This is a genomic window from Aliiroseovarius sp. ABM4_368 (genome assembly GCF_056161205.1).
This window is the reverse complement of sequence record NZ_JBSWYR010000002.1, coordinates 234193-247518: the sequence shown is the minus strand read 5'-3', so window position 1 is coordinate 247518 and position 13326 is coordinate 234193. Positions and strand designations below refer to the sequence as shown.

Genomic DNA, 13326 nt, shown 5'->3' with positions numbered 1-13326 from the left:
CATTCTGCTCTGGTTTCAAGGCGCGCGAGGTGATAATCGCTGCCAGACAGGAACCTCAAGACAAGGGTGGGAACCACATGCCTGCTTACAGATCCAGAACCTCGACCCATGGCCGCAACATGGCCGGTGCCCGTGGCCTTTGGCGCGCGACCGGGATGACCGACAGCGATTTCGGCAAGCCGATTGTCGCCATTGTGAACAGCTTTACGCAATTCGTGCCGGGTCACGTCCACCTGAAGGATCTGGGCCAGATGGTCGCCCGCGAGGTCGAGGCCGCAGGCGGCGTCGCCAAGGAATTTAACACCATCGCCGTCGACGATGGGATCGCGATGGGCCATGACGGGATGCTGTATTCGCTGCCGTCGCGCGAAGTTATTGCCGATAGCGTCGAGTATATGGTGAATGCCCACTGTGCTGACGCGATGGTCTGTATCTCGAACTGCGACAAGATCACCCCCGGTATGCTGATGGCCGCGATGCGTCTGAACATCCCGGTGATCTTCGTATCCGGAGGCCCGATGGAAGCGGGCAAGATCGACATTGCCGATTTGGACGCCAAGAAGATCGACCTTGTCGATGCGATGGTTGCCGCTGCCGACGACAAATACACAGACGAGCAAGTTCAACACATCGAAGAAAATGCCTGCCCGACCTGCGGCTCGTGCTCGGGTATGTTCACTGCGAACTCGATGAACTGTCTGGCCGAGGCGCTGGGGCTGGCATTGCCAGGCAATGGCTCGACCCTGGCCACCCACGCGGATCGCAAGGGCCTGTTCCTCGAGGCGGGTCGCAAGATCGTCGAGATCACCAAACGCCACTATCAGGACGAAGAGAAAGGTCTGTTGCCGCGCGAGATCGCGACTTTTGAGGCGTTCGAGAACGCCATGTCGCTGGACATCGCTATGGGCGGTTCGACCAACACGGTTCTGCACCTGCTGGCCATTGCCAACGAAGGCGAAGTTGATTTTAACATGACGCATATGGATGCGCTCAGCCGGAAAGTGCCCTGTCTTTGCAAGGTCGCGCCGAACACGGCCAACGTCCATATGGAGGATGTGCACCGTGCCGGCGGTATATTCTCGATCCTTGGCGAACTCAGCCGCGCGGGTCTGCTGCACAACGATTGCTCGACCGTCCACAGCGCGACCATGGGCGAGGCGATTGCCAAGTGGGACATCAAGGTTGCCAACAACCCCGAGGCCGAAAGCCTGTTCAAAGCCGCTCCCGGCGGCGTGCGCACGACGCAAGCGTTTAGCCAAGCCAACCGCTTTAAGGAACTGGATACAGACCGTGAAGGCGGGGTGATCCGTTCTGCCGAGCACGCGTTCTCAAAAGACGGCGGTCTGGCGGTTCTGTTTGGCAACATTGCCGAAGATGGCTGCATCGTGAAAACCGCGGGCGTGGATGAAAGCATCCTGACCTTCACCGGCACTGCGCATGTCTGCGAAAGCCAAGACGCTGCCGTGAACAACATCCTGACTGGCAAGGTCAAGGAGGGCGACGTTGTGGTTATCCGTTACGAAGGCCCGCGCGGTGGTCCGGGGATGCAGGAAATGCTTTACCCGACCAGTTATCTGAAATCGAAAGGTCTGGGCAAAGCCTGTGCGCTGCTGACGGACGGTCGCTTCTCGGGCGGCACTTCGGGCCTATCTATCGGTCACGCCTCGCCGGAGGCGGCTGAGGGCGGCGCGATCGGTCTGGTTCAGGACGGCGACAAGATCGAGATCGACATCCCGAACCGCACCATCAACCTTGCCATTTCGGACGAAGAAATGGCTGCCCGCCGCAAGGCACAGGACGAAAAAGGCTGGGTGCCTGCCGAGCCGCGCAAGCGCAAGGTGTCAAAGGCGCTGAAGGCCTATGCAATGCTGGCCTCGTCGGCTGCCAAAGGTGCAGTTCGTGTCATCGACTAAACTCATCCGGGCGCGTAGGTAAGAATACCAACGCGCCCGTTTTCCCTTTTCCGACCGGCCCATCTGCCCCTAGGCTATGGATGCGAACGGAAAGGATCCCCCATGCCCATCAAAGCGATTGCCTTCGACGCCTACGGCACCCTTCTGGATGTCTATTCGGTTGGTGCCTTGGCGGAAGAATTCTTCCCCGGAAGAGGTGCCAAAATTGCCACTACGTGGCGCGACAAGCAGATCGAATACACCCGTCTGCGGACGATGTGCGACCGCTACGCCGACTTCTGGCAGGTGACCGGGGATGGGTTGGATTACGCATGTGAATTGCTGGGTGTCACACCCAGCGCCGAACAGCGTAACGCGTTGATGGGTGCCTATGAAAAGCTGACCGCTTTCGAAGAAAACCACGCCCAGCTGACCCGTTTGAAAGCTGCCGGGGTGCCAATGGCGATTCTGTCGAACGGAACACCCGCGATGATCGATAGCGCGCTTGAGGCCGCCGGGCTGGACGGGTTGTTGGACCACGTTCTGTCCGTCGATACCGTGGGCAGATTTAAAACCGCGCCTGAAGCCTATCAGATGGGCCCAGATGCCTTCGGCTTTGACGTGTCCGAAATCCTGTTCGTTTCGTCTAATTGCTGGGACATCTGCGGGGCCACGTGGTTCGGCTATCACACGATCTGGCTGAATCGCTATGGCCTTCCGATGGAGCGGCTGGGGGTCGAGCCGGCGGCGCGTGGTAAAAGTCTGAAGGACGTAGCAGATTACGCGCTGGCGTCATTCTCTGGGTAGCGCTGGGCGCGTTTCGGCCCCTGATCGGTGATCATGTCATACGATAGCGTATGGTCCATGTTCCGCATCCGGTGGCGCAGCATTTGTCGTGTTAGACGAACCAAATCGGCGGCGAAGGCGGGGTCTTCGGCTACGTTCTTCAACTCGCCCTGTCCCTCGTGATCGAACAGAAGCGGGGGCAGATCGGCGGCGAATTCGACCAGCGTAAAGCGGCTGTCGCGCAGGATGCCGACGCAGGAATTGCTGGCATCTGTCCCCAGCTCTTTTTGCCACAGGGTGGGTGTGATCGGGTGCCCAAAATCCAGCTCCGAGAAGGAATAGTCGCGCCAGCCATCGGGCGTCTCGCCCGACAGAAACGGCAGCAACGACTGCCCATCCATCGCGTTCGGTGCCTCTTGCCCGACCCAGTTTAGGATCGTGGGCGTCAGGTCGATGCTTTCGGTCGGTACGTCCACCACATGCCCTGCCGAGCAGCCCGGAGCGCGAATGATCAGCGGCGTGTGATAGGCCGCGTCATAGACCGAGTGTTTGCCCCACGCGTGGTGATCCCCCAGCATCTCGCCGTGGTCGGCGGTGACAATCAGCAGCGTGTCGTCCCATTGGCCGCTGTCTTTCAGGAAACTGATGACGCGCCCGATATGGTGGTCCACTTCCGTCGCCAGCCCCAGATAGACGGCGCGCAGGGCTTGCAAGGTCTCGTCGCTGTTATCGGCCTTGGCGCCCAACACGAAGTTCGCAGCCGTTTCGTTGGCTAAAGCAGGGCCGAAGAAAGGATGCACTGCGGCTTCGTCCTGACGCGAGCCGACGCGGGTGGGTGCTGGCAACGTGGCTGGATCGTACATGTCGTTATAGGGCGCGGGTGCGACCAGTGGCGGGTGCGGGCGGATATAGGTCAAATGCGCGAACCAGCTTTGATTGGCATAGGCGGGCATCCGGTCAAGGAACTGATCGGTCAGGAAGGCGGTGTCGCTGTCTTCGGCTGAATAAACGGCAGGCGCGTTTATCGCAGACCCGTCCCCGCCGGGGACATAAAGCTGCCAGTAATTGTCCCAGTGATGCCCCTTGCCCATCAAATAGGATCGCCACGGATACGACATCTCCAACCGCATTTCGACCTGTTCGACAAAACCGGACATAGCAGCTTCATAGGTCTGCACGGCCGGGTCATTCGGCGCAAACGCGCGCGGATCCTGCGAGGTGTCTGTATAGCCAAACAGCATCGGCAAATACCCCGCCTTGCGCATTTCGCTGGCGATGGTGGGCGTGTCGTGGCGCAAGGGCGTGCCATTGCGCACCGACCGGTGATTCATCGCGTATTGACCTGTCAGGATTGAAGCACGCGAGGGCCCACACGGGTTCACGACCGAGAAGTGGCGTTTGAAAGTGATGCTTTCATCCATCAAGGCGCGTAGATTGGGCAGGTCTACGTGATCCGCCAGAGCGCCATGCAGGCAGTCCGCCCGCAATTGGTCGATGATGATAAACAGCACGTTCTTCTTGGTGGCCATCGCGGATCTCCTACCCTGTCATCAAATTGATAGGGCATGGATTTTCAATCGGTCCAGAAGAAGTTGTGCTGGACTCGTTGAAACCGCGAAATTGGTTAGTTGGGCAAAAGAAAAGCCGCAGCGCAAGGGGCGCTGCGGCTTCGACGCTTTAAGGCGTGTTTGGTTTACGCTTCGGCGCGCGACAGAACGCTGGCCGGGCGTACTTTCACCAGCGCTGCGGTCAGCATACCTGCAAGGGCTGCTTTGATCACATCGCCCGGGATGAAAGCAGTGATCAGACCAGTGGCTTCAACCAGCGACTTGTCCAGAACGATGGCCATGCCGGGGATGCCGAATGCGTACAGCACGATAATGCCGCCGATGACAGCGGCAACACCGGCGCTTAGCCAGACCGGGCCTGTACGCCACTTTTCAGTGATCAGGCCGGTGACGAAGGCAGCGACTGGGAAGCCGATCAAGAAGCCGACCGAGGGACCCGCGAAGACGCCCAGTCCGCCGCGACCACCCGACAGAAGCGGCAGGCCAATAGCGACCAGCAGAAGGAACAACAGCACGGCCAGCGCGCCACGCTTGGCGCCCAGAATGGTGCCGCACAGCATGATGCCAAGGCTTTGGGCGGTGATCGGAACGCCGAAGAACAAGTCGATCTTCGGTATCAGGCCAAGGGCCGCGATCAGCGCTGCAAACAGTGCGATAAGGGTTACATTCTTTTCCATGGTGTCTCACTCCTTCATGGCGTCGAAACCGCCGCGCGCGCGCAGCGCATCGGCAATGTGGTCTGCGTCGTCCAACGCAAGAACCGTGAATGGCAGGATAATGCGCCAGCCAGGGCGGCGGGCAGACCGGGCGCGCCAAGCCTCGGTCAGGTGGGTGCCCTTTGCAAGAAGCTCGGGCGTAAAGCGGATGACAAGCGCGATGGCGGTCTCGAGGTATTCGGTACGCAGACCAAAGACGCGCAGAGGTGCGGTCAACCAGCGGACGACAGCAATCATGTCGGTCAGGCGCGTTGTCACGGTAACCAAATTGGCCAGCCCCACGGCGGTCAGCATACGCAGGATGATCCCCAGCCCGTCCACCGGGCTGCGGGTCACGATGTGATAGATCCCAACCAGCAGAACGAACGGCCACAGTACTTTCAGCGACCGCAGCCCAGCGCGCAGAAAGCTGTGACCGGGTAGGGTATACAGAACCAGCGTGGTGGCAAAAGCAGCCAGATGGAACCAGAGGCTTTGCATCTGAAACAACACGAGCGTTGCGACACACAGCCCCGCCAGCTTCAAGCCAGCAGGCCAGCTATGGGCGCGGGTCTCAATCGGAGAGGTCAGAGATATCATCGCTTTCCCCCTGCTGTTTCATTTGGGCGGTGAAGGCGGGCAGCACGTCGGCGGGCAGACCTTGTTGGACCAGCTCTCCGGTCTCGATCCACAGGACGTGGTCATAGGTCGACAGTTCGTCCGGGTCATGTGTGACATGCACCAGCGTCCCCTCGTAACGATCCAAATAGCGGCCAAGCTGCATCCGCGTCGGGATATCCAACCCCGCGAAGGGCTCGTCCAGCACCAGTATACGCGGGGCCATCGCAAGCACCGCCATCAGGCAGACCAATTGCTTCTGTCCCTGAGACAACCCATGCACATGGCTTTCTGCCCAGTGGCTTTTGCCGAAGCGTTCTAGTTGCGTACGGGCCGCAACCTCGGGATCGTCCAACCCAAGCTGTCGCAGACCAAACGCTAATTCTTCGACCACGGTGGGGAAGATGATCTGATGATCAGGGTTCTGAAACAGGATGCCCACCAGCGACAGCGCTGCGCGGCGATCTTTGGCGGGGTCTAGCCCGTCGATGCGGACGGTGCCACCGCTGGGTTCCACCAGCCCCGACAGCAGCCGCGCGAAACTGGTCTTGCCCGACCCGTTGCGTCCGATGATCCCGATACGTTGGGCGGCCAGATCCACCGACAGATCCGACAGAATCCGACGCTCGGCCACCGTAAAGCTGGCAGCTTGGAATTCGATCCGCGCGGGTTTCATCTGACTGTCCATGTGCCCTTTCCAAGGCCCGAAGTTTGCAGGTTTTTGACGGGCCTTTTCGCGGGACGCAAGAGAGAATGCCGTAAGAAAATGCAGATGGTGCAGTTCCATTACGTCACATTTTGCGCCTCGAATTTGATCAAGTTAGGCGCAGAATGCGGTTGTGAGCTTATTCCATTGACGTTTGGTCAATTCTCCGCGTTCCGCCACCATCCAATACGAGTTCTCGGAAGGGAGCGTTTCCTTTGACAGACGGATCAGAGCGCCAGATGCCAACGCGCCCTCGATCAGTGGCAAAGAGGCCAGCAATACACCCGCACCTGCATGTGCAGCGGCAAGGGCTGCGGTGAAGGTATCAAAGCGCAAATACGGGATGGGTGTTGGGGCGTCGCCCGTTTGGGCCGCCCATTCGTGCCAGCCCATGCGCGGACCAGACAGCCCGATCCGGGGTAGGCCCTGCCAGTGGTCGGCATCCATGCCTTGTAACAAGGCGGGCGCCGCGACGGGGGCCAGTACCTCGTCAAACAGACGAGCGCGATATAGGATGTTCCAATCCCCGCTGCCATAGCGCAGCCGAACCCCACGCAGTTGCGAATTGTCTTCGGACGCCAGCATCAACGTCTTGAACGACAGCTGCACGTCATCTCCCAGTGATAGTCTTGCCAATCGCGGCGCAATCCAGTGTTCAAGTACCGAGGTGCTGCTCCAGACCGTCAGGCGTCTACGTTGAATGCCGAAAAGCTCCTCAGAGCTTTGACGTAAAGTTCCAAGCGCGTGGGTGACATAAGGAAGCCATGCCTCGCCTTCGACCGACAGCACGACGCCGCGCGGTTTACGGATGAACAGGGCCACGCCCAGCCGCGTTTCCAGATGCCCGATCCGCTGGCTGATCGCGGCCTGCGTCAGCCCGGTTTCCTGCGCGGCGGCGGTGAAGCTGCCCAGCCGTCCGGCGACTTCGAACGCGTGGATCCAGTCCAGCGGCAGGTTTGAAAGGGGATTATCCATAAGCAGATCGGTGCCTCAGGTGTGTTTTCGCTTGATTGTCCTTATCGCAATTTGCGCGGACAATCACCTCAGGATCACCGCGTCACAGGAGACACGCGCATGTTTGCCACCCAGCTTGACTCATCTGGCCAGGTTCTGACCCTGACCACCCCTAACGGCCCTCTTCGGTTTCATGCCATCTGGCTGCGCGACAACTCGTGGGACCCGAAAACGCGCGCGGCTGGAAGCGGTCAGCGCCTGCTGTCCTTGGGCGCATTGCCTGCCGATACGCATATGACCGAAGCCTCGGTCAGTGGGGGTAAGATCTCCATCCGCTTTGCGCCTGAAGGTAAAACCGTCACTTATGACGCGGGTTGGCTGACCCAGAACGCCTATGACCGCCCCGCGCCCGCGGAACGCGGATGGCTGCGCGATGGGATCGAGACTTGGGATGCGCGCCTGATGGGCGGTGTGGCAATCGGTGATTTCGCGCAGTTGTCCACCGACCCCGTCGCGCTTAGCGCTTGGCTGGAACAGGTCACACGTTTCGGCTTCGGCAAGGTCGTGAACGGCCCGGTCGAGGACGGTGCGCTGTTCAAAGTGGTCGACCTGTTCGGCTATGTCCGCGAGACCAACTATGGCCGCCATTTCGAGGTGCGGACCGAGGTGAACCCGACCAACCTTGCCTTCACCGGGCTGGGACTACAAGCGCATACGGACAACCCGTACCGCGATCCGGTGCCCTCGGTTCAGGTGCTTTATTGTTTGGAAAGTTCGGCCGCTGGGGGCGAGAACATGGTCGTGGACGGCTTCGCCGCCGCCCGCCGTCTGCGCGAGGAAGACCCGGCCGCATTCGACGTTCTGGCCAATCACTGTGCGCGGTTCGAATACGCGGGCGAAGAAGGCGTTTGCCTTCAATCGCGACGCCCGATGATCGAATTAGCCCCAGATGGCGAGCTGATCGGCGTCCGTTTCAACAATCGCTCTCTGGCCGCTGTTACGGATGTGCCGTTTGACCAGATGCAGGCCTATTATGCCGCCTATCGCCGTCTAGGCGAGATCATTGATGATCCGGCGATGGAGGTTACTTTCCGTCTGGAGCCGGGAGAGGGTTTCGTCGTCGACAACACCCGCGTGTTGCACGCCCGAAAGGGGTACTCCGGTGAAGGCACGCGATGGCTTCAGGGTTGTTATTCCGACACGGACGGGTTGCGCTCGACTGCTGCCGCCCTGTCGCGCGCGCATCGTCAGGAGGCCGCAGAATGAAGCCGGATATCGAAACACTGACGCCGGACAACATCGTCGCATTCATCGGCGGTATCTTCGACCGTCGCGGCGGCGAAGAGTATCTGGGCGAAGACGTCACCATGGCCGAGCATATGTTACAGGGGGCTACGATCGCCGAACAGAATGGCCAAAGCGAAGAGATCATCGTCGGCGCGCTTCTGCACGATATCGGCCACTTTACCTCCGAGTTCGGCACGTATCACCCCGACGACACCGAGGACCGCCATCACGAAGATGCGGGCGCCGAGGTGTTAGGGCAGTTCTTTCCCAGCGTGATCACCGATTGCGTGCGCTTTCACGTGGCGGCGAAGCGATATTTGTGCGCCACGAAACCGTCCTATTTCGACCGGCTTAGCGCGGCTTCTGTGCATACATTGGAACTGCAGGGCGGACCGATGAATGCGGACGAGGTGGCCACGTTTGAAAAGAACCCCAACCTGAAAGAAATCATCGCCGTTCGCTATCTTGATGAAGCGGGCAAACGCGCTGGAATGAAAACGCCGGACTATTGGCACTTTGCCCCCATGGTCCAGCGCATGGTGGACCGTCACCGTGCGGAATGATGCTGATTGGTCAGCAATGTATGATGTTGCCCGCCCAAAAACTGCCAAAAATGATGTCAGCCTTGCGATAAGTACCAATATTTGCTTTGGAATACGCAACTTATTGTTGAGAGGTCGACATGTGCACGAAATGCGGTAACAAATTTCACGTCGATAAAGTCGATGATATCAACATCGGTGGTGCGGGCGTAGGCTCGGCAAGTCTTCCGACCTATTCGACCAATCAGGCTGCGAACTATCTGACCACTGGCTACTGGGACGACGCCGGGTATTCTACGCGTAAATTCGATGTTTCAACCGGCGGGACGCTGACATATTCGGTCGCCGGGCTGGAAGATGAAGGTGCATGGTTTGTCGAAAAGGCGTTCGAGGCTTGGAGCGCCGTGACGGGTATCAGCTTTGTTCGAAACGACGTGGCAAGCGCGGACATCGTCTTTGGTGATGATGATTCTGGTGCTTACGCGTGGTCCACCTTTGATTCACCTGGAATCATTGACCAGTCCTTCGTGAATGTGTCGACTGGCTGGTACTATGACCCAGACCCCGTCCACGGCTATGATGACAGGTACGATTTACACAGCTATTCCTATCAAACCTATGTGCATGAAATTGGCCATGCGCTTGGGCTTGGTCATGCAGGCAATTACAACGGCTCGGCAACATTCCCGAACGATGCCACTTTCGCCAATGACAGCTGGCAAATGTCGGTTATGTCCTATTTCGCACAGGATGATAATGACAATGTTGATGCAGATTTAGCCTTTCTTCTGACGCCGATGGCGGCGGATATCCTTGCAATGAAGAAACTGTATGGCGCGCCCACGGACGTGAACACCGGAAAGACGACCTATGGGTATGGGTCCAATGCCGAAGGGCCTGCGGCCAAGTTTGCAAGTCTTGCTGACAACGCTCGGGCAACTGGTCCGGTTGGGGACTATCCAGGAGTCGCCATGACCGTTCTGGACAGCGGTGGCGAGGATACATTTGATTTCTCTGAGACGGGCCGGAAACAGCGTATCGATCTGCGGCAAGAAAAGTTCTCTGATGTTCTGGGGTACGAGGGTAACCTGTCCATCGCCAAAGGAACGGTGATTGAAAATGCCAAGGGCGGTTCGGGTGCTGATACAATTGTAGGCAATGGACAGGGTAACAAGCTGACTGGCGGTAAGGGCGTCGACAAGTTGGTCGGCAATAGCGGGGCTGACAAACTGTATGGCGGCCTCGGCGCAGACGATTTGCGCGGCGGAAAGGGCAAAGACTACTTGAACGGCTCGGGTGGCAATGACGAGATGACAGGCGGCAAAGGCGCGGACCAGTTCTATTTCAACGGCGGTAAGGACCGCATCACCGATTTTAGTGCGCGCCAGAATGATACGATATTCATTGATAGGGATGATGTTCCGAACGGACTGACGGTTCGAAAGCTTCTGAAGCAGAAGGCCACGGTCAAGAACGGTCATGTCCACATCGAACTGAAAGGCGGTGACAAGCTGGTCATTGAAGACGTGTCGAACAAGATGAACCTTGTCGACGACATTCAGTTCTATTGATCACACCTTTTGCGGGTGGATCAGGATCGGGTTGGCAAATCGGTACTCTTCCAGATTGTCGCCGTCTCCGATCCGGTCAACAACCGCGTAAAGCCCCTGTGCGCCGATGGGGGCGAGAACCCCGTGCCACGTGCCTTTGTGCAGGTTGATCGCTTGATCCGGGCGCATAAGGAAGGCTTTTGGTGTGCCGGGCCTTCCACCTTCGTCCGGGCAGACCGTCACCAGAAGGGTTACGCTGTTCATTGGGATGAACGCTTGTGATCCCAGCGGATGCCGTTCGACCAGATCCAGCGTGAACGGAAACTGCCGCGCCTTGCCGTCAAACAGGCTGATCCCCGCGCGACCTTCGCCAAAGTCCAGTTTCGCCAGATCGTGATGGCGCTGGCACATGCCGGCGTTGATGGTCAGGCTGTCACGGTCGGTCAGCTCCAACACATCTCCGAACGGGGCGAAGGCTTTTGCCGTCAGCGGCTGAGCGATGACTTCGGTCATGGCAGCAGGTCCATCAGGCGAAACTCGGCGATGCGCTCGACTTGGCGACAGGCCTCGGCGAACTCGGTTGCGCGGTCATTAAGGATGCGACGTTTGAAATCCGCCAAGATCGACGCTTTGTTGTGATCGCGCACAGCGATGATGAAGGGAAAGCCGTGTTTGGCCACATAATCCGCGTTCAGCTGCGTAAAAGTCTGGCGTTCGCGGTCTGTCAGCATATCCAGCCCAGCGCTGGCCTGTTCCGAGGTGCTTTCCGCCGTCAGTCGCCCCGCCGCCGCCAGCTTGCCCGCCAGATCCGGATGCGCGCCCAGAACGCCCAACCGTTCGTCGCCAGTGGCAGATCGGAAGGCGCGGCACAGCGCATTGTGCAGACCCGTTGCGCTGTCATGGGCGGGGCCTAGTTCCAGCTCGAAGGCGCGTTCGGCAACCCATGTCGAGTGCTCGAAAATCCCGCCATACAGCGCCACGAAGCGGTCGCGGGACATCTGGCTGGGGCGCTCGAACCGTTTGTGCGGGTGGTGTGTTGCCCAGTGCTCGGCGACCTCGATCCGGCGTGGACACCAGACGTCGTCGTGGCGTTGGATATGGTCGATGAAACGGCGCAGTCCGCTGATCTTGCCGGGGCGACCGATTAGGCGGCAATGCAGCCCGACCGACATCATCGCGGGGCGATCTGTGGCTTGTCCTTCGGCATACAGCGTATCGAACGCGTCGATCAGATAATCTCCGAAATCATCGCCCGTGACCCAACCTGGTGCGGTGGCAAAGCGCATGTCGTTGGCCTCGAGCGTGTAGGGGATGATCAGCTGATCATGTGACCCTATTTCGGCCCAATAAGGCAGATCGTCGTCATATGTGTCCGAGACATAGTCGAACCCGCCATGTTCTGCGACCAACCGCACCGTGTTTTCCGAACAGCGCCCGGTGTACCACCCGCGCGGAGGGCTGCCGACGACCTCGGTATGCAGGCGCACGGCCTCGGCAATCGCAGCGCGCTCGTCGTTTTCGGGCATATCTTTGTGTTCGACCCATTTAAGGCCGTGACTTGCGATCTCCCACCCAGCGGATTTAATTGCTGCGACCTGTTCGGGGCTGCGGGCTAGGGCGGTTGCGACGCCGTAGATCGTCACGGGAATATCTGCGCCAGTAAATAGACGATGCAGTCGCCAGAACCCCGCCCGCGCGCCATATTCATAGATGCTTTCCATGTTCCAATGCCGCTGGCCGGGCCACTGGGCGGCGCCGGGAATGTCGGACAGAAATGCCTCGGACGCGGCATCGCCGTGTAGAACGCAATTCTCACCGCCTTCTTCATAGTTCAGGACGAACTGAACGGCGATCTTGGCGTCGTTTGGCCAGTTCGGGTTGGGTGGCGTTGGGCCATAGCCGCGCATGTCGCGGGTGTATCTGTCGGGCATGGGTTCCCTCGTGCTTTGTCCTTGCCCACCCTTCCAAGGAACGCGGGGCAGGTCAAACAGGATTGCGCGCAGGCGCGGTTCCTTTGATAGTGGTGCCAAGGAAAGGACGTTTCATGACCGGATATCTGACCACCCATGTTTTGGACACAGCGCGCGGCTGCCCCGCGCAGGGTTTGCGCATCGATCTTTACCGGATCGAGGGCGAGGTGCGGGCGTGGATCCACAGCCTGACAACCAACGCGGATGGGCGTACTGACCGGCAGATCCTTCCGGCAGACGAGTTTGAAACAGGCACTTACGAACTGGTCTTCCACGCGGGCGACTATTTGCGCGCGACCGGTCAGGACGGGGAAAGCCCGCTGTTTCTAGATATGGTTCCGATCCGTTTCGGTATGTCCGAACAGACGCATTATCACGTGCCGCTTTTGCTGTCGCCCTATGGATACTCGACTTATCGCGGAAGTTAATTTCGTTCCAAAACAACCCTTTGAAGTTTTTGCGACTTCTCCCGTGGCGTATGCGACCCATCGCGTGCCCTGCTTTCGCTTGACTCGTCCCGTCGTGATCTGACATGCAGAAGCAGCGATCGGTTTCGCGTGTGCAGAAGCACCGTGGAAGTAATAGGGAAGCCGGTGAGGTGTAGCCAACAGGCGCCAAATCCGGGACTGCCCCCGCAACTGTGAGCGGCGAGCAAAGCTGAATATGCCACTGGGCTGAAGCCCGGGAAGGCCAGCTACGCGACGACCCGCAAGTCAGGAGACCTGCCGGACGCTGGGCATTTGCCCATTTCCACCGGA

13 protein-coding genes and 1 riboswitch are annotated in these 13326 nt (G+C 59.1%); of the genes, 6 read left to right on the top strand and 7 right to left on the bottom strand.

Annotated features, from left to right (window positions below; genetic code table 11):
• The first annotated feature begins 77 nt into the window (after window positions 1-77).
• Window positions 78-1913 carry a dihydroxy-acid dehydratase gene (gene ilvD, locus ACXAH3_RS07145; RefSeq protein ID WP_474861390.1) on the top strand — a complete coding sequence of 612 codons (1836 nt, stop codon included), beginning with the start codon at window positions 78-80 and terminating at the stop codon, window positions 1911-1913.
• A gap of 102 nt (window positions 1914-2015) precedes the next feature.
• Window positions 2016-2699: a haloacid dehalogenase type II gene (locus ACXAH3_RS07140; RefSeq protein ID WP_474861389.1), complete on the top strand. Its 684-nt coding sequence runs from the start codon at window positions 2016-2018 to the stop codon at window positions 2697-2699.
• Here ACXAH3_RS07140 and ACXAH3_RS07135 read toward each other — a convergent pair.
• From ACXAH3_RS07135 to ACXAH3_RS07115, 5 genes are all read right to left on the bottom strand, one after another.
• The gene (locus tag ACXAH3_RS07135) at window positions 2672-4207 is read right to left on the bottom strand and encodes an alkaline phosphatase family protein (protein WP_474861388.1); all 1536 of its coding nucleotides are present in this window, start codon (window positions 4205-4207) and stop codon (window positions 2672-2674) included. The genes ACXAH3_RS07140 and ACXAH3_RS07135 overlap by 28 nt on opposite strands.
• A gap of 164 nt (window positions 4208-4371) precedes the next feature.
• Window positions 4372-4923 (bottom strand): biotin transporter BioY, encoded by a 552-nt coding sequence (locus ACXAH3_RS07130; protein WP_474861387.1) that lies wholly within the window; start codon window positions 4921-4923, stop codon window positions 4372-4374.
• A 6-nt stretch (window positions 4924-4929) separates the two neighbouring features.
• Window positions 4930-5541, bottom strand: a complete 612-nt coding sequence (locus tag ACXAH3_RS07125) for an energy-coupling factor transporter transmembrane component T family protein (protein ID WP_474861386.1) — start codon at window positions 5539-5541, stop codon at window positions 4930-4932.
• Entirely contained in the window at window positions 5516-6247 is a 732-nt protein-coding gene (locus tag ACXAH3_RS07120) for an energy-coupling factor ABC transporter ATP-binding protein (protein WP_474861385.1), read from the bottom strand. The genes ACXAH3_RS07125 and ACXAH3_RS07120 overlap by 26 nt, the downstream gene beginning before the upstream one ends.
• A 132-nt stretch (window positions 6248-6379) precedes the next feature.
• Window positions 6380-7240 (bottom strand): LysR family transcriptional regulator, encoded by an 861-nt coding sequence (locus ACXAH3_RS07115; RefSeq protein ID WP_474861384.1) that lies wholly within the window; start codon window positions 7238-7240, stop codon window positions 6380-6382.
• Between the two features lie 99 nt (window positions 7241-7339).
• On the opposite strand from ACXAH3_RS07115, the gene tmpA reads away from it, so the two are divergent.
• The 3 genes from tmpA to ACXAH3_RS07100 all read left to right on the top strand — a co-directional run bounded on the left by tmpA (window position 7340) and on the right by ACXAH3_RS07100 (window position 10619).
• Window positions 7340-8485 carry a 2-trimethylaminoethylphosphonate dioxygenase gene (gene tmpA, locus ACXAH3_RS07110; RefSeq protein ID WP_474861383.1) on the top strand — a complete coding sequence of 382 codons (1146 nt, stop codon included), beginning with the start codon at window positions 7340-7342 and terminating at the stop codon, window positions 8483-8485.
• Window positions 8482-9069, top strand: coding sequence for a (R)-1-hydroxy-2-trimethylaminoethylphosphonate oxygenase (gene tmpB, locus ACXAH3_RS07105; protein WP_474861382.1), 588 nt, complete (start codon window positions 8482-8484; stop codon window positions 9067-9069). Before tmpA ends, tmpB begins: the two co-directional genes overlap by 4 nt.
• A gap of 119 nt (window positions 9070-9188) precedes the next feature.
• Window positions 9189-10619 (top strand): M10 family metallopeptidase, encoded by a 1431-nt coding sequence (locus tag ACXAH3_RS07100; RefSeq protein ID WP_474861381.1) that lies wholly within the window; start codon window positions 9189-9191, stop codon window positions 10617-10619.
• Here ACXAH3_RS07100 and ACXAH3_RS07095 read toward each other — a convergent pair whose 3' ends face one another.
• Both ACXAH3_RS07095 and puuE read right to left on the bottom strand, forming a co-directional pair.
• A complete protein-coding gene (locus ACXAH3_RS07095) occupies window positions 10620-11111 on the bottom strand; it encodes an ureidoglycolate lyase (protein ID WP_474861380.1) in 492 nt (163 codons plus the stop codon).
• Window positions 11108-12529: an allantoinase PuuE gene (gene puuE / locus ACXAH3_RS07090; RefSeq protein WP_474861379.1), complete on the bottom strand. Its 1422-nt coding sequence runs from the start codon at window positions 12527-12529 to the stop codon at window positions 11108-11110. The genes ACXAH3_RS07095 and puuE overlap by 4 nt, the downstream gene beginning before the upstream one ends.
• Window positions 12530-12642: 113 nt before the next feature.
• Between puuE and uraH the strand changes: the two genes are divergently transcribed.
• On the top strand, window positions 12643-12996 hold the full coding sequence (gene uraH / locus ACXAH3_RS07085; protein ID WP_474861378.1) for a hydroxyisourate hydrolase: 354 nt from the start codon (window positions 12643-12645) through the stop codon (window positions 12994-12996).
• A gap of 103 nt (window positions 12997-13099) precedes the next feature.
• A riboswitch (cobalamin riboswitch) is annotated at window positions 13100-13312 on the top strand.
• The last annotated feature ends 14 nt before the right edge of the window (window positions 13313-13326 follow it).